Source organism: Colwellia sp. BRX8-5, from assembly GCF_014077325.1.
Taxonomy (GTDB): Bacteria; Pseudomonadota; Gammaproteobacteria; order Enterobacterales; family Alteromonadaceae; genus Colwellia_A.
In genome coordinates, this window is record NZ_JACGVR010000026.1 from 40,521 (window position 1) to 57,107 (window position 16,587).

The 16,587-nt window shown below is 38.0% G+C and carries 15 protein-coding genes; 8 read left to right on the top strand and 7 right to left on the bottom strand.

Features of this window, described 5'->3' with window-relative positions:
• Positions 1-1,212 carry an FAD-dependent monooxygenase gene (locus H4J62_RS15105; protein ID WP_182215478.1) on the bottom strand — a complete coding sequence of 404 codons (1,212 nt, stop codon included), beginning with the start codon at positions 1,210-1,212 and terminating at the stop codon, positions 1-3.
• A gap of 252 nt (positions 1,213-1,464) precedes the next feature.
• Between H4J62_RS15105 and miaB the strand changes: the two genes are divergently transcribed.
• The 6 genes from miaB (at position 1,465) to H4J62_RS15135 (ending at position 8,694) form a co-directional block, all read left to right on the top strand.
• Entirely contained in the window at positions 1,465-2,907 is a 1,443-nt protein-coding gene (gene miaB, locus H4J62_RS15110) for a tRNA (N6-isopentenyl adenosine(37)-C2)-methylthiotransferase MiaB (protein ID WP_182215480.1), read from the top strand.
• Between the two features lie 36 nt (positions 2,908-2,943).
• On the top strand, positions 2,944-3,990 hold the full coding sequence (locus tag H4J62_RS15115; protein WP_182215481.1) for a PhoH family protein: 1,047 nt from the start codon (positions 2,944-2,946) through the stop codon (positions 3,988-3,990).
• Positions 3,990-4,448: an rRNA maturation RNase YbeY gene (gene ybeY / locus H4J62_RS15120; protein WP_182215483.1), complete on the top strand. Its 459-nt coding sequence runs from the start codon at positions 3,990-3,992 to the stop codon at positions 4,446-4,448. The genes H4J62_RS15115 and ybeY overlap by 1 nt, the downstream gene beginning before the upstream one ends.
• Positions 4,449-4,556: 108 nt before the next feature.
• The gene (locus tag H4J62_RS15125) at positions 4,557-5,432 is read left to right on the top strand and encodes an HlyC/CorC family transporter (protein ID WP_070376146.1); all 876 of its coding nucleotides are present in this window, start codon (positions 4,557-4,559) and stop codon (positions 5,430-5,432) included.
• A 5-nt stretch (positions 5,433-5,437) separates the two neighbouring features.
• Complete coding sequence (gene lnt, locus H4J62_RS15130) at positions 5,438-7,006, top strand: apolipoprotein N-acyltransferase (protein ID WP_182215485.1); 1,569 nt, start codon at positions 5,438-5,440, stop codon at positions 7,004-7,006.
• 26 nt (positions 7,007-7,032) lie between these two features.
• Positions 7,033-8,694 (top strand): amidohydrolase, encoded by a 1,662-nt coding sequence (locus H4J62_RS15135; protein WP_182215486.1) that lies wholly within the window; start codon positions 7,033-7,035, stop codon positions 8,692-8,694.
• Between the two features lie 61 nt (positions 8,695-8,755).
• Here the strand turns inward: H4J62_RS15135 and H4J62_RS15140 are convergent, their stop codons facing one another.
• Positions 8,756-9,724, bottom strand: a complete 969-nt coding sequence (locus tag H4J62_RS15140) for a diguanylate cyclase (RefSeq protein ID WP_182215488.1) — start codon at positions 9,722-9,724, stop codon at positions 8,756-8,758.
• A gap of 2 nt (positions 9,725-9,726) precedes the next feature.
• Complete coding sequence (locus H4J62_RS15145) at positions 9,727-10,836, bottom strand: response regulator (RefSeq protein ID WP_182215489.1); 1,110 nt, start codon at positions 10,834-10,836, stop codon at positions 9,727-9,729.
• Between the two features lie 173 nt (positions 10,837-11,009).
• Between H4J62_RS15145 and tpx the strand changes: the two genes are divergently transcribed.
• Both tpx and H4J62_RS15155 read left to right on the top strand, forming a co-directional pair.
• On the top strand, positions 11,010-11,675 hold the full coding sequence (gene tpx / locus H4J62_RS15150; RefSeq protein ID WP_182215491.1) for a thiol peroxidase: 666 nt from the start codon (positions 11,010-11,012) through the stop codon (positions 11,673-11,675).
• A gap of 292 nt (positions 11,676-11,967) precedes the next feature.
• A complete protein-coding gene (locus H4J62_RS15155; protein ID WP_182215493.1) occupies positions 11,968-12,459 on the top strand; it encodes an Hsp20 family protein in 492 nt (163 codons plus the stop codon).
• Between the two features lie 135 nt (positions 12,460-12,594).
• Here H4J62_RS15155 and H4J62_RS15160 read toward each other — a convergent pair whose 3' ends face one another.
• Genes H4J62_RS15160 through H4J62_RS15175 form a run of 4 tightly spaced genes read right to left on the bottom strand, consistent with a single transcriptional unit; the run spans position 12,595 to position 16,537 of the window.
• Positions 12,595-13,830, bottom strand: a complete 1,236-nt coding sequence (locus H4J62_RS15160) for an ABC transporter permease (RefSeq protein WP_182215494.1) — start codon at positions 13,828-13,830, stop codon at positions 12,595-12,597.
• Entirely contained in the window at positions 13,823-14,563 is a 741-nt protein-coding gene (locus H4J62_RS15165; protein WP_310733562.1) for an ABC transporter ATP-binding protein, read from the bottom strand. The genes H4J62_RS15160 and H4J62_RS15165 overlap by 8 nt, the downstream gene beginning before the upstream one ends.
• A 33-nt stretch (positions 14,564-14,596) precedes the next feature.
• The gene (locus H4J62_RS15170) at positions 14,597-15,802 is read right to left on the bottom strand and encodes an efflux RND transporter periplasmic adaptor subunit (protein ID WP_182215497.1); all 1,206 of its coding nucleotides are present in this window, start codon (positions 15,800-15,802) and stop codon (positions 14,597-14,599) included.
• Between the two features lie 15 nt (positions 15,803-15,817).
• Positions 15,818-16,537, bottom strand: coding sequence for a YIP1 family protein (locus tag H4J62_RS15175; protein ID WP_182215500.1), 720 nt, complete (start codon positions 16,535-16,537; stop codon positions 15,818-15,820).
• Positions 16,538-16,587 lie beyond the last annotated feature (50 nt).

The window sequence follows — 16,587 nt, forward strand, 5'->3', positions numbered from 1 at the left end:
TTATACACCACAAGCGTAAGCTAAAGCCTTATTTTTCAAAAAAGGTATCTTATTTGCCATTGTCAGCCCTATGTTTCGAAAGAGTTTAATAGCTGGTGATGGGTGGCTAAACGTTGCATACAGTGAATCCATCGTTGTCATCATCAATAGATTGTCTATTCGTCGCTTAGATTCGTAACGTGATAAAACCTCAGGCAAGTGCCAACACTCATTATTACCAATGGCACTGGCTATGACGGTTTGTAAAGCCTTTACATCTTTAAAGCCAAGATTTACTCCCTGCCCTGCCATGGGGTTAATGGTGTGCGCTGCATCACCTAATAATAATACTCGACCTTTTTGATAAGTATTAGCATGTCGACGAGTCAGTGGAAATGCCCCTTTATTAATAACCTTTATTTGACCTATTCGTTGTGGAAATTTTTCAATGATTTCACTTTGCAGTTGTTCATTAGATAAAGCCGACAACCTTTTTATCTCGTTTTTTTGATGATACCAAACCAAGGAAGCATAACCACCTAATTGACTTTCTCCTGGCAGCGGTAAGAAAGCAATTGGGCCAGTCTGAAAAAATTGTTGCCAGGTAATATCTTGTTGTAAATGTTGAGTTTCAACATTAATAAGCATTGCTGATTGCTGATAATCCCAACCCGTTATACCTATATGAGCTAGTTTTCTTACCTGTGAATGAGCGCCATCAGCCGCAATTAATATTTGAGTGGTAATTTTTTCTATTTCACTACACTCTTTTTCAGCCGGTTTAATTGCCAAGCTTACTGCGATTTCATTTTGATGTTCAGTAAAGCTTTCTAAACTCGCTGGTGCAAATAAAGTCACCTTACTGTGAGTTTTAATTTGCTGCCATAAGGCAAGCTGAACTAAGCGATTTTCAATAATATGGCCAAGATGAGATTGCCCAATGTCATCGGCGTTAAACTCGGTATAACTTGTCTGATTTTCCCAAACACCTAATCGTTTATAAGGACACATTCGCCATTGTTTTAATTGTGGCCAAGCCCCCAATTGTGTCAACAAATGCTCAGAAGCAAGCGATATAGCTGAAACACGTAAATCTAGTGCTTGTGTTTCATTAAAACAGACGGGTTGCTTTGGTTCGACAATAGCCACAGTTAACCCTAAGTTTGCCAAAGATAACGCACTAGCAGCGCCAACCATACCACCACCGACCACGACACAATCAAAATTGCTCATAAAATTTACACTTTTTATTTAATGATTTTTCAAAGTTATTCTAACCAACCTATATCAGTTATACGAATATTATTAATGGTTGCGGTCAATAATTGAGATCAGATAGACCCGCGCCACTTAAAGTTGAATCGGGTACTGGCGTCAAGCGTCAAGAAGGAGTAAAATATGCATCCTTAAATTGAACTAACTGCGAAGCAATAAATTTCATGTTAGTTTGTCTAAATTTTTAAATATTTAATGAGTGGAAAGTTAATGAGTAAAAAGCTATATATCAAAACTTGGGGTTGCCAAATGAACGAGTATGACTCGCAGAAAATGGCCGAATTATTAGATTCAACGCATGGTTTTGTATTGGCTGACGAAGCTGAAGATGCTGATGTCATCTTATTAAACACTTGTTCTATACGCGAAAAGGCACAAGAAAAGGTTTTTCATCAGCTAGGGCGTTGGAAACATCTAAAAGACAATAAACCCGGTTTATTAATTGGTGTTGGTGGCTGTGTTGCTTCTCAAGAAGGTGATGCTATTCGCCAGCGTGCGCCTTATGTTGATATGGTTTTTGGCCCACAAACATTGCACCGCCTACCTGAAATGATCCAACAAGTTACTGGTGATCATAATCCTGTTGTTGATGTTAGCTTTCCTGAAATTGAAAAGTTTGATCGTCTTCCTGAACCTAAAGCTGATGGCGCTAGCGCTTTTGTGTCGATTATGGAAGGCTGTAGTAAATACTGTACCTTCTGTGTTGTACCTTACACTCGTGGTGAAGAAGTCAGTCGTCCACTTGACGATGTATTATATGAAATAGCTCAACTTGCTGCACAAGGTGTACGTGAAGTTAATTTATTAGGACAAAACGTTAATGGCTATCGTGGTATTACGCACGATGATGAAATTTGTCGCTTTTCAGAATTATTGCGTTTGGTTGCTACGGTTGACGGCATTGACCGTATTCGCTATACAACATCACATCCGATTGAATTTACCGATGATATCATTGAGGTCTACAAAGACGTTCCTGAATTAGTGAGTCACCTACATTTACCGGTACAAAGTGGCTCAGATAGAATTTTAACGCAAATGAAACGTGGTCATACTGCATTAGAATATAAATCACAAATTCGAAAATTAAAGAAAGCACGTCCAGATATTTGCATGAGTTCAGACTTCATTATTGGTTTTCCTGGTGAGTCGGATGCTGACTTCCAAGCAACAATGGATTTAATTAAAGCGGTAGATTTCGATTTAAGCTTTAGTTTTATTTACAGTGCGCGCCCTGGTACACCGGCAGCAGATATGATTGATGATATTTCTGATATCACTAAAAAAGAACGTTTAAAAGTGCTTCAAGACCAAATTACCCATCAAGCATTACGTATTGCACGTCAAATGTTGAATACAGAACAACGTATTCTTGTTGAAGGTCCTTCAAAGAAAAATCCGATGGAATTACGCGGTAAAACAGAAAATAACCGCACGGTTAATTTTGTTGCTCCTCACACGGTTATTGGTCAATTTGTTGATATTAAAATTACTGATGTTTATGCTAACTCGCTGCGCGGTGAATTAGTGCGCGAAGAAAGTGAAATGGGCTTGCGCATTGCGTATTCTCCACAAGACATCCTAGCGAACAGTCATCATACTAGCAAAAGTAGTAACATCGACGAGTTAGGTGTTGGTAGTTTTACGCCTTAATAATTAAAACCTTAGCCTATAAAAACGGATATAAATTTGACTACAAGTATTAGCAAACAATTTGACTTAACACCGCTTGATAATAATCGCCTAGCGAATTTATGTGGTTCAATGGACGATAACTTAAAAACCATTGAACGTCGCCTTGGTGTTAAAATAAGTTACAGCAGCAATGAATTTAAAGTGATGGGTGAACCCGCAAATTGTGAAGCCGTCATTGTCTTGCTTAAGAATTTATATATTGAAACAGCAACCGTAAAAAATGAGCTAAAAGAAATCACAGAAAAAATGGTCCATCTTGCTATTTTAGACGCAAAAGTGCTTGAGCAAGAGCCCACTAAAGTTGATGTTGATTTCGACAAGTTAGTGACTATAAAAACCAAACGTGGTGTCGTCAAACCTCGTAATCCAAACCAGCAAAGTTATGTGCATAACATTATGAGTAATGACATTAGCTTTGGCGTTGGTGTTGCGGGTACAGGTAAAACCTATTTAGCCGTTGCTTGTGCTGTTGAAGCTTTAGAAAAACAAGAAGTTAGACGAATTCTGTTAACACGCCCAGCCGTTGAAGCGGGTGAAAAATTGGGATTCCTTCCAGGTGATTTATCACAAAAAGTGGATCCTTACCTGCGCCCATTATACGACGCACTCTTTGAAATGCTGGGTTTTGAAAAAGTTGAAAAGCTTATCGAGCGCAATGTCATTGAGATTGCTCCTCTTGCTTATATGCGTGGCAGAACATTAAATGATGCTTTTATAATTCTTGATGAAAGTCAGAATACGACCGTAGAACAAATGAAAATGTTTTTAACCCGTATTGGCTTTAATGCCCGTGCTGTTATCACCGGCGATATTACCCAAGTAGATTTACCACGTGGTGCTAAATCAGGCTTACGTCACGCGATTGAAGTACTTGACGATATTCCTGGCATTAGTTTCAACTACTTTGAATCAAAAGATATTGTCCGCCACCCGGTTGTGGCTAGAATTGTTGATGCATATGATGCTTTTGAACAAAAAGAAAAACGTTTAAAAGATGAAAAAAGAAATAAAGCGGCACTTGATGCTATGGATAATCAATAGTGGCAACACTACTCGATCTTCAACATGCTTGTGATGCCAAAAATTTACCCAGCAATGAACAGTTTCAATCTTGGGTAAATATCGCTTTAAATAATGATAAAACGGATTTTGAACTTACCATTCGTCTCGTTGACGTTAAAGAAAGCCAGTCTCTGAACTTACAGTATCGTGGAAAAGATAAACCGACCAATGTTTTATCATTTCCTTTTGAGGTACCAGCAGAAATTGAACTAGACTTACTCGGTGATTTAGTGATTTGTGCTGACATCGTCGCCCAAGAAGCCAATGAACAGCACAAAGACCTGCATAATCACTGGGCTCATATGGTGATTCATGGCTGCTTACACTTATTAGGTTACGATCATATTGATGAAGTTGAAGCCACAGAAATGGAAGCTCTGGAAACAAAATTACTTAAAGCACTCGATATATCCGATCCTTATATTATAAATGAATAAATTTATCCTTTATAATTCATAGATAAATAACCACTTACTACTTGAATTTACTTTCGATTGATTAGAAAATAAGCAACAAGTTAACCTTACAGGAAATAAATAAGCTCTATGAGCGATGACCACCCCCACTCTAGCAACGGCTCTGCAAATCGATCGATACTTGATAAAATAGTACAGGTCTTTACCGGAGAGCCCAAAAGTAAAGACGAATTGGTTGATGTATTAAATGACGCTGAAGACCGCGACTTAATTAAGCCAGAAACCAAGTTAATGATCCAAGGTGTATTAGAAGTTTCTGATATGCGAGTGCGTGATATTATGATCCCAAGATCGCAAATGGTCACGCTTGATATCAACGATCCGATTGAACATTCTTTACCGATCATCTTAGAGTCTGGTCACTCTAGATTTCCTGTTATTAACGACGATATTGATCACATTGAGGGAATTTTACTCGCTAAAGATCTGCTCGCTTACGGCTTTGGTCAACAAGAAGAATGCATCATAGCCAAAATAATTCGTCCATCGATTATTGTTCCAGAAAGTAAAAGAGTTGAACCGTTATTACAAGAGTTTCGTTCTCAGCGTTATCATATGGCAATTGTTGTTGATGAATATGGTGGCGTTTCTGGTGTTGTCACTATTGAAGATATTCTTGAATTAATTGTTGGTGAAATTGAAGATGAAACAGATGATGAAATTGAACTAGATATTAAGTATCTTGCCGGTAATGTTTATCAAGTTAAGGCATTAACAGAGCTTGATGACTTCAATGAATATTTTAATACTGAGTTTGATGGCAACGATGCCGATACTATTGGTGGCGTAGTGTTACATCAATTTGGCCATATGCCTAAAAAAGGTGAAATAATGACGATTGGTGATTTTGAATTTAAAGTCACCGCCGGCGATAATCGCCGTATCCAAAGCTTACATATTACGATTCCAAAAGACCATAAAATCAATGGAAAGATAGTCGACTAACCTCAATGGCGATCAAGACACTAGGCACTCGCCTAATAAAACGACTACGCGATAACTTATTTAATAAGCGTAACTGGCTCAGCTTCCTTGCTGGGCTCAGCTTAGTGCTCGCCTACGCACCTTTTTCGCTATGGTGGCTGATGCTTATTGTGCTGCCGTTATTTCTCCATTCTATTAATGGTACTGATGTAAAGACAGCCACTAAACAAGGTTTCATCTTTGCTCTTGGTTGGTTTGGTAGCGGTATTAGTTGGGTGCATGTCAGTATTGATCAATTTGGTGGTTTGCCACTATTTTTCTCACTGTTATTGATGGTGTTATTGTGTTGTTATTTGGCACTTTATCCAGCACTTGCTTGCTATTTATCAACGAGGTTTGCGCCAAAGAAAAAATTCTCTCTGTGGTTACTGCCACCCTGCTGGCTTATTTCAGAATATTTGCGTGCTAACATCTTGACTGGTTTTCCATGGCTTTCAATTGGCTATAGCCAAATCGATGGTCCACTAGCGAGTTTTGCACCACTGATTGGTGAAATAGGAATAAGTGCTTTGCTGCTGGTAATCAGTATTGCGGTTATTAATGTTATAAATAACTGCTATCGCAAGACACATATACTCTTATTGATTGCTGTGTCTATCTCCGCTTATTTATTAACGAATGTTGCTTGGGTAACACCGACCAGCAAAAAAATTACCGCTGCTTTAGTACAAGGTAATGTTGAACAATCAATGAAATGGCAGCCCGAAAAAGAGTGGCCCATCCAATTAAAATACCTAGATCACAGCCGAGAAAATTATGATGCTGACATTATTGTTTGGCCGGAGTCAGCAGTAACAGCATTAGAACCCGCTGCACAAGACTTTCTCAGTATGGCCGATAGATCTGCCGCACTCAATGATAGTGCTATTATTACCGGTATTTTAGATTACAAATATCAATCAAAAACCTATTTCAATTCACTGATTGTCATCGGTAAAAAAGAAAGTAACGACGATACTGGGCATTACCGTTATAACCATAGTAACCGCTATTATAAAAACCACCTGTTACCCATAGGTGAATTTGTGCCTTTTGGTGACATATTAAGAAAAATTGCGCCAATATTTAATTTACAATATTCTTCTTTCACCCGAGGTGACTATATTCAACCCAACCTTGTTGCTAAAGGCGTTCATCTATTACCGCTTATTTGTTTTGAAATTGCCTTTCCTGAGCAATTAGCCGCTAACTTTACCAACGAAACCGACATTTTACTCACGGTTAGTAATGATTCTTGGTTTGGCGATTCACATGGTCCACATCAACATTTAGACATTGCTCGCATGCGCGCTTTGGAATTTGGTCGACCACTGCTACGTGCCACCAACAATGGTGTAACCGCTATCGTTGATCACCAAGGAAATATTCAGGCCACACTGCCACAGTTTACTGACGCTGTGCTTAAAGCTGACCTTGAACTCGTCCAAGGAAAGACTTTTTATAGTCAATATTGGCAACTTATTCATTGGTTATTACCATTAATACTATTAATTTTATTTTTCTGCCTTTATCCTATGCTCAATAAAAAAACATAAAAAACAATAATACATAGGATTTATTTATGAAAGTATTGACTAAACACCTGTCCACTTTAACCTTATTTTTACTGACCTCTACCAGTTTAGCCTTCGCACAAACAACCATTATCACCAATGTTCAGGGCTATACTTTAGCTGACCAACAATTAAAGCAGTTTACGGCTATTCAATTTACCGATGATAAAATTGATAAACTTTTTATCGATGGTGAAGTATTACCTAAATCCGGTCAGATGACGGTTATCGATGGCCAGGGTAAAACACTACTTCCGGGCTTAATTGATGCTCATGGCCATATATTAAGTTACGGCTTAAGTTTGATGCAAGCAAATTTACTTGGCTCACTTTCAGAAGAATCAGCGGTAAAGAAAGCCATAAATTATGCAAAGGCAAACCCAGATATTACTTGGGTACAAGGACAAGGCTGGAACCAAACTCAATGGGAAAACACCCAATTTCCAACAGCAAAATCGCTAGATAAACACTTTCCTAACAAACCCGTATTCTTAAGACGTGTTGATGGACATGCGGGCTGGGCCAATACTAAAGCGATGGAGCTTGCTGGTATAACATCAGCGACACAAAGTCCAACGGGTGGCGATATAATTCGTGATGACTCTGGTCAGCCAACAGGAATTTTTATTGATAATGCCATGGATTTGATCACTAAAAGCATTGCCCCTTTGACCAAGCAAGAACAAAAATTAGTCTTAAAAAAAGCGCTTAATAAATTGGTATCTTTTGGTTTAACCAGTGTTCATGATGCTGGTATTTTTACTGATAACCTTGAACTATTCAAAGAATTGAGCAATGAAAACGCCCTCCCTATGCGTGTCAACGCTATGTTGTATTTACCCTCTGAAAATTGGCAGGAAACACTCAAGCAAGGACCATTCACTAGCCGTGATAACATGCTTAATTTTAATAGTGTGAAAATTCAAGCCGATGGTGCTTTGGGTAGTCGTGGCGCCTCTTTAATTGCTGATTATTCAGACCATGCTGGTCATAAAGGTTTAATGTTACATGACAAAGAAAAGTTAACCTTGTATATGAATACTGCGATGAAGGCAGGTTTTCAGGTGAATACTCATGCCATTGGTGATAATGCTAATAAAGTGGTTCTAGATTTATATCAACACCAAATAAAAGCAACAAATACCGAAGCGCTTCGTCATAGAGTTGAACATGCGCAAATATTACAATTAAGTGATATTCCTCGCTTCGCTGAGCTCAACATTATCGCTTCAATGCAAGCTACACACGCAACCAGTGATAAAAACATGGCTGTTGACCGAATTGGTGAAGAACGTATTTTAGGTGCTTATGCATGGCGTAAATTGATGAATGCCAAAGCTATAATCGCTGCAGGCTCAGATTTTCCAGTGGAATCTCCTAATCCATTTTTTGGTTTACACTCTTCAGTCACCCGTCAAGATCATCAGAACCAACCGAAAAGTGGCTGGTTCAGTGAAGAAAGTATGACACGCTTAGAAGCCTTACGAACTTTTACTATTGACGCGGCTTATGCAGCACACCAAGAAAATACTTTAGGGAGCTTAGAAAAAGGTAAAAAAGCTGACTTTATTTTATTAGAAGATAATTACTTTACAGAAAACCAACAAGATATCTGGAAGAATAAAGTCATAGCGACTTGGGTAAATGGAAAAAAAGTTTACGCTCATTAAAGTAAATATTTTATATAAAAAAAGCCCATAAGGGCTTTTTTTATGACTTATTTGTAACGAACTAAACTAGTTGCTTAGGGTGCAAGGCTATTTGATTACGGCCATTATCTTTTGCTCGGTACATAGCGGCATCAGCACACTCAATCCAAGCTTCATAACTTTCAATACTAATGTCTATTTCAGCAATCCCCATACTTACCGTATATTTAACATCAATGTCATTATATTTCACCACAGATTTTTCAATCTCTTCTCTTAATCGTTCAGCAAATACTTTACCATTATCTAATGATGTGTCCGCTAATAATATAACAAATTCCTCACCACCGTAGCGCCCCGAAACATCTGTTTCACGCACATGATGGCGAATAAGTCCTGAGATATGGCGAATAACTTCGTCACCAACGACATGGCCATAGGTATCGTTAACCACTTTAAAATGATCAATATCAATCATCACTAAGCAACTAGGGTTTTGACTACGGATCCAACGCTTGTATTCCGCTTGCAAGCAATGCTCCCAGTGCGTGTGATTAAACAGTTTTGTTAGGCCATCAGTTTGACTCAAAATAGCTAATTCTTTATTCGCCTTAACTAAGTCTTTTTTATGAGAAGCATTATCAGTCACATCATAAATAATGAGGCATAAATGAGTCACTATTCCTGTCGCTGACATCAAAGGAATAAAAGTAGTATTTTGATACATATAATCAGCCGCCCCTGTGATAGGACGATAATTTTGAAACTTAAACAAATAAGGACGTTGTTCCCAAATTGTAAAGGCTTTATTTTTTAGTAAAAAGACTGATTCAGCTTTGCGCTTAAACCATGCTTCAGGTATTTCATCAAACAAAGGGAATAGCACTTTATCTTTCACTTCACGGGGTAACAGACCGCTATGATTCTCCATAAAACCATTCCATATTTGCACTTTATAATCTCTATCTAGTACAACCAATCCTACATCGATGGTGTGTAACATTTCCATTAACCAATGTAATTCATTTATTTGTGATGTTTCTAATGACATAGTTAATCCAGTAAGTAAGAGATTTTATTATTGAGTGTACGCATAGACTCTTCGGTAAAGAGTAAGAGTAAATCACATTTGATTGAATAGTCTTCAATGCTATAACTAATTTCGATAGCTAAGGTACGCTTCCATTTTTTAGAGTTGGTCGCTATCAACTCAGATATTTTTTTATGTTGTCCTAAAACAACGGGGTGGCCTTGGCTAAAAGGCATATCTAATTGGGCAGAAACACCATTTAAACAAGCACCAATAAGTACATTGGCTAGATCCATTAATAATTCAAGCTCAGTACTTTCATCAACTTCATACTTATAATTCATTAATGAAGCAACATCTTTAAAACTTGAGTCATTTAAAATAAGTAGTGCTTCACCAGAAATACCTGCGCCAATAAATCCTTGGCAAATTCCCGAAGTACTTTCTTGTTCTTCTACATCAGAGAGCGCCATGCTCAGTTCACTAACTTCAATTAAATTGACATTAGGAATGGGGAGAACAACAAACACATCAAGTAAACGCGCTAATAAATCTCCTGCTTGTCCCATAGCGACGTTGGCTATTTCTTGGTAACAGTCTCGTAGTTCAGGGTCTAAGAAAAACGCTTCATCTGATTGTTCTCTTTCAATACTAACTGTCTCTGCCGCTTGTGTCAGTGGTGCCAACTCGCTATGTTTAGGAGCTGGGGCTATCACCGGCGGTTTTTCGATTTCAACGGGTAAAGGCTTTTCTTCTTCGCTGTCTTGGGTAAAAATACCGTAAGCCAATAATATTTCTGTTAGTTTGGTTTTATTGACTGGCTTTTGAATAAAGTCTAGAGCACCTAAGCTCGTAACACGTTGGTGTGCTTCTGGCTGTATATCGCCAGAAATTACAATCACCATAGTGTTTAAGTCTTCTTTAATAATAGTTTCAAGGACTTGGTAACCGTCCATCACTGGCATATTTAAATCAAGTAAAAGTACATCACCTTTACCAGCTTTTATTGCTTGAATGCCTTCTTCGCCGTTAGTAGCAAAGCTTATCTCGACATCCCAATCATCAGGTAAAGAACGTGCTACCTGCTTACGCGCCATATTTGAGTCATCACAAATTAACAAGGGTATTGACATATTTTCGTTATTCCTATTTTCAGATAATAGTTGTGGTGATGATTTTTCAACATTTTACTGTTTATCTATAAATAACAATAGATAATATTTGAAATAAAGCACTAAATAATGGCTATTTTTTATCGTCAAAGTTAACATCTCTTTATCCAAAATTTTTAAGCGCGCTTAACATTATGAAATTTTCAACCGTATTTCTTACTTTTTCACTGATTTTAACTTTAAATAGCCTGAGCATTTTTGTGGCATCTGCAAAGCCACTTGATGAAGATAATTTACAACAAACAACTGACTTAGTTAAGGCAAATAACAAATTCATCACGCTATTAGGTACACAAGTTGATGTTGGTCAAAAAGCCCCTAATTTTAAAGTGGTTAATGCCAGTTTTGTGCCGGTAACTCTCGAAGCATTCTCAGGAAAAAACATTCTTATCTCTGTGGTACCAAGTTTAGACACCGGCGTCTGTGCCTTACAAACAAAACGTTTCAACGAAGAAATGGCAAAATTACCCCAAGACATTGTTGTGTTAACGATTAGCAATGATTTACCTTTTGCGCAAAAACGTTTTTGTGAAGCAGAAAGTATCGATAAAATAACGGTCTTATCTGATTCAGTGTGGCGCAACTTTGGTAGTAATTACGGCTTACTCATTAAAGATATGGGCTTATTAACGCGAGCGATATTTATTATTGATTCATCAGGAATGATCGCTTACAAGGAAATTGTTGCTGATATTTCAAAGCACCCTAATTATGAATTAGCCCTTTCGACCATACAAGCATTAAGCCCAAGTGAAACACTGGATATGGAAACGGTTCAAGAGAATAACGACAAACAATAAATCATTACATTTCAAAAACTTAAATTAAAAACAATTTTAATTTAAATTTAAAACTTGAAAAATAAAACATCGCGCCCATCTTTATTAATGTAGTCGCCACAAGCTAAACGGGACTACATTAACCGCCTGTTCAATATTGAAAGGCACCTTAAATCTCTGAGAATAATAATTTCAGCCTAGCTATATCGCGACTTTATGTTGGTTATAGTAAGCACAGAAATATTCAAAAGAGATCCCATATTGCTAATACCCTTACATCTCAATTATGGGTATAACTAATAGGATATGAATTATGCGTATACAAACAGATATCAGCCCACTTTACCGTTCATTTATTGGCTTTGAACACTTAGCGGGTTTAATTGAAAAAGCCTCTCGTACAGACAAGCAATCATCTTACCCCCCTTACAATGTAGAATTACTTGCCGAAGACCAATATCGTATTACTATGGCTATTGCTGGCTTTGCCGATGAAGATCTTGAAATTGAATCAAAAGAGAACACCTTAATCGTTACCGGTACCAAACCTGTCAACGATAATGGTTCACCAAGAAACTTTGTACATCAAGGTATTGCTGAGCGTAACTTCGAACGTAAATTTCAACTCGGTGAACATGTCAAAGTCATCGGTGCTTTTATGGAGCATGGTTTGCTGCATATAGATTTAGAGAGAGAAATACCTGAAGCGTTAAAACCAAGAAAAATTGCGATAAATGGTAAAAGTTTACTGCAACCACGTGCTGCTTCAAGAACTAACCATTCGATAGGAGCAAACGAAAGCTAAACTTTTATTGATTATGTTTCTCCCTTATATTTTTTGCCCAGTCTATGACTGGGCTTTTTTTGTTTAAGAGGTATAAAATATAAAACGTTAATAAGCTCTTTAATTACACAATTATATCGCTGTAATACATGTTAACTACTCATAACGTAGCGCATCAATAGGATCTAAATTAGCCGCTTTAGCCGCTGGAATAATACCAAATAACAGCCCAACGCCTGCACTAAAACCAAACGATAACATTATAGCCCACATAGGTACTTCTGCTGATGGTAAATCAATAAGGCTACTCACCAAAGCGCCAGCACCATAACCTAATGCCAAACCAATTAAACCACCCAGTAAACATAAGAACACAGCTTCTATAAGAAACTGCAAAAGTATATCTACACGCGTTGCGCCAAGCGCTTTTTGAATACCTATTTCGCGGGTGCGTTCAGTCACTGAAACCAGCATAATATTCATAATACCAATACCGCCTACCAATAATGAAATACCAACAACACCACTGAGCACCATAGTGGTACTTGAGGTAATACTATTGACGGTTTCAAGCATTTGCTCTGCGGTACTAATTTTAAAATCATCCGCTGTTTCTTTAGATATATTATGATTTCGACGCAGTAGATTTTGAATATGCTGCTTAATACTTTCAAGTTGATTTGCATCGTCCACTTGCAGCGAAATACTGATATCGGGTTCTTCAGCACCACCTAACAAAGCTCTTGTTGTTGTATAAGGCAACAGTATAAAGTCATCTTGATCAAAGCCAAAAAGTTTACCACGCTTTTCTAGCACGCCAATCACTTTAAACCACTCACCGCCAATCATAATATACTGACCAACAGCAGAACCTTTGATTTCAAGTTTGTCTATAATCGAGTCCCCTAACACGGCTACGCGGCGTCGAGACTTATCATCATTTATATTAAAAAAGCGCCCCGTTTCAGGAAAGATGCCATATAGAGATTGATAACTAGAGCCTGTACCGACAACGCGTGTTGCCGTTGACTCCCCTTTATACTGAACTACGCCATTTGGGCCTGTTGCGGCAACCGTTGGAGTGATATGGCTAATGCCTGAAACTTTATACTGTATTTCTAAAAAGTCACGGTAAGTTAATTTGGCAACTTTGCCTTGAAGACGTTCTTTTAGCGGCGTAAAAGCATTAATACTGACAACATTAGTGCCCATATCGTCGAACTGCGAAGTAATACTGCTGCTTAATCCTTGTACGACAGAGACAACAGCAATCACTGAGGCAACGCCAATAATAATACCTAAGGTTGTTAAAAAACTTCGAAAACCGTGAGCACGCACCGAATGTGCCGCTGAACGAGTACTCTCAACAATTTTAAAGAAAACACTAGACATTAGCACTCTCCTTTATCAGTTGCTGCTCTTTATAGTGCTGTTCAATATTTGGGTTTAATGAATCAGCAACTAAGCAGCCATCAGTTAAGCGTATAACTCGCTGACAACGATCGGCTATTTCCTGTTCATGGGTTACAATAATTAGGGTTTGGCCATCTTGGTGAAGCTCATCAAACAGTGCCATAATTTCCATTGTGGTTGCTGAATCTAAGTTCCCGGTAGGTTCATCTGCTAACAATATCGCAGGTTCAGTGACTAATGCCCGAGCGATAGCGACACGCTGACGTTGTCCACCAGACAACTGATTCGGTAAATGGTCAATGCGGTCCTTTAAACCGACCCGGGTTAAGGCTAGCTTAGCCTTTATACGGCGTTCTTTGATTGGCATGCCTCGATATATCAATGGTTGCATAACATTTTGTAAAGCACTTGATCTGGGTAATAAATTAAAACTTTGAAAAATAAAGCCAATTTCTAAATTTCTAATACCCGCCAGAGTTGTTTCATCAAGCTTAGCTACATCTCTGTCTTTAAGTTTATATTCACCACTTGTTGGATAATCTAAGCAGCCAAGAATATTCATCAAGGTCGATTTACCTGACCCCGACTGTCCGGTTATAGCAATAAAGTCATTATATTGAATATCCAAATCAAAATTATTGAGTGCATAAAACGCTTGATTACCCATTTTATAAAGGCGAGCGATATTTTTTAATGAAATAATTGGCGCTATCACTTTTTTTTCTTGAGAAATGTTAGACATCATTTATGCCTCTTTATCGATCACTTTCACCGACTGAGCATCTTTTAATTTACCAAGTGCTCTTGCGGGTCCAATGATCACTTTATCACCTACTTTTAGGCCTGAAGTAATTTCTTGTAAGCGATCATTTGAGATACCTAGCTCAACATTCTGCTTTACAGCCTTACCATCAATAAGCACAAATACGTGGTCAACATTATCTGCAAGCGCTTCGTTATCGCTTTCATCGTCTACTTGAACGTTCTTGCCCTGTGTAGCAAAAATGACTGACTCACTGGGTACCGCTATCGTTTTACTTTTACTCTGGGTATATATTTCGGCGCGACAACTCATACCAGGTCGAACGGCGATAGTATTTGAGTCAGACAATAATATTTTAACTTTGAAGCTTAAACCTTGTCGTCCTTGTGCGCGCTTAGCTGTGGTGGCAATGCTCTGAACTTGCCCCTTAAGCGCTTTATCAGGAAAGGCGACCGCAAAGATATCGGCTTGCTGTCCAACAAGAATATTTGCAATATCTGCTTCGTCGACCTCTACTTCAATGAGAATAGAAGAGGGGTCAGCTAAAGTAATTAAATTTGATCCTGAAATATTTGTGCTGCCACTAATGGCTGTTTCGCCTTGTTTAATATCAACTGACGTCGCAATACCCTTTATAGGAGAACGAAAAACGGTTTTATCTAAACGCTCTTGTGCTTTATCAAGTGTAGCTTGCGCTTGCAGTAAAGATTCTTGACGAGAACGTAAATCAATTTTTGCTAATGCGTATTGATTGTCGATAAGTTCATAAGCGTCACGGTCAAGAATTTTTCGTTGATATAAGTCATGTTTGCGCTGCCATTGAGATTTTAAGTTTTCAATTTTCTTGCTTTGATGCTCGATGGCAATCTTTTGAATACGAACAAAAGCCGCTTGTTGCTCGACATCAGCACGGAAAGTGCGAGGTTCAAGGCGCATTAATACTTGCCCCTTAGTCACCTCATCACCTTCTTCTATTAACATTTCACTGACTTGGCCAATAACTTCAGAGCGTAACTGAACCTGCTCTTTATAAACTAAAGTGCCTGAGGCCAAAATTGAACGTTTAATGTTTTCAGCAGCCACTTGCTGAACCTTAACTTCAAGCGTCTGGGATTGACCCGTTTTTTTAAAGTAAGCTAAACTGACTAGCCCAATAATAACCACAATAATAATCAGTATTTTTTTCATAAAATCGTGCTCTTTTTAAGCGATAAACATTATGTATAAAGCCCAAGAAATAAAGATAAGTATTTGCGGAGCAGCAGCAATAAAAAATGCTTTTTGAGTGTTAATATTCAACCAAGAGCGCAGACCGATAGTGGTCACTGCAATCAGCCAAAATGAAAATAAGTTAATCGCTTCAAGCAGGCCAAACCAAGCATTGTTTGCCTCAACAGAAAATAATAAGCTATTAAAACTTGTTGGCTGCAAATCTTGCATTGACACCCTACCATCGCCAGCAAATACAATAACAAGTGCACTTAGCACGACAGAAATAATAGCAGGAAAACTTGCCCACCAAGTAAACGCAAACCATTGAGTAAATTTATACTCACTTGCCGCGCTGACTTTCGTCACTATGTGGTAATAGACGGCTGTCAGCATGTTAATAACCACAAAACCTAAAGAGCCACCAATAGCGGTTGTCCAAATCATGGTATCCTTTTGATAAAAACTTGCTACGGCTTTAAGCTCATCATCGGTCATCGGTTTTGACGCCGCAATTTGGTTAATCATTTGCTCTTTTAACCAAGTAAAATCAACAACACTAAAGTAATAGATAAATAACACAAAAGTAGAACTAGTCAGCAGAATAAAAGGTAACCATGACCAGCCTTTTTTTTCTTTAACCGTATCAAAAGCAACAAGGGGTGAAAGTATAGTATCCAAGCAAGCTTGAAAAGGGTTTGCAGACAATTTCATAATCTTCTCTTTTTAGTTTTTTTAGTTTTTTTAGTTTTTTTATATACAGC

What these genes read in the sequence shown, in the direction of transcription:
- H4J62_RS15170 (WP_182215497.1), bottom strand. Translation starts at nt 15,802, where the DNA reads ATGAAAAAAATACTGATTATTATTGTGGTTATTATTGGGCTAGTCAGT.
- H4J62_RS15155 (WP_182215493.1), top strand. Translation starts at nt 11,968, where the DNA reads ATGCGTATACAAACAGATATCAGCCCACTTTACCGTTCATTTATTGGC.
- H4J62_RS15175 (WP_182215500.1), bottom strand. Translation starts at nt 16,537, where the DNA reads ATGAAATTGTCTGCAAACCCTTTTCAAGCTTGCTTGGATACTATACTT.
- H4J62_RS15160 (WP_182215494.1), bottom strand. Translation starts at nt 13,830, where the DNA reads ATGTCTAGTGTTTTCTTTAAAATTGTTGAGAGTACTCGTTCAGCGGCA.
- tpx (WP_182215491.1), top strand. Translation starts at nt 11,010, where the DNA reads ATGAAATTTTCAACCGTATTTCTTACTTTTTCACTGATTTTAACTTTA.
- H4J62_RS15135 (WP_182215486.1), top strand. Translation starts at nt 7,033, where the DNA reads ATGAAAGTATTGACTAAACACCTGTCCACTTTAACCTTATTTTTACTG.
- H4J62_RS15125 (WP_070376146.1), top strand. Translation starts at nt 4,557, where the DNA reads ATGAGCGATGACCACCCCCACTCTAGCAACGGCTCTGCAAATCGATCG.
- H4J62_RS15105 (WP_182215478.1), bottom strand. Translation starts at nt 1,212, where the DNA reads ATGAGCAATTTTGATTGTGTCGTGGTCGGTGGTGGTATGGTTGGCGCT.
- H4J62_RS15140 (WP_182215488.1), bottom strand. Translation starts at nt 9,724, where the DNA reads ATGTCATTAGAAACATCACAAATAAATGAATTACATTGGTTAATGGAA.
- lnt (WP_182215485.1), top strand. Translation starts at nt 5,438, where the DNA reads ATGGCGATCAAGACACTAGGCACTCGCCTAATAAAACGACTACGCGAT.
- H4J62_RS15145 (WP_182215489.1), bottom strand. Translation starts at nt 10,836, where the DNA reads ATGTCAATACCCTTGTTAATTTGTGATGACTCAAATATGGCGCGTAAG.
- miaB (WP_182215480.1), top strand. Translation starts at nt 1,465, where the DNA reads ATGAGTAAAAAGCTATATATCAAAACTTGGGGTTGCCAAATGAACGAG.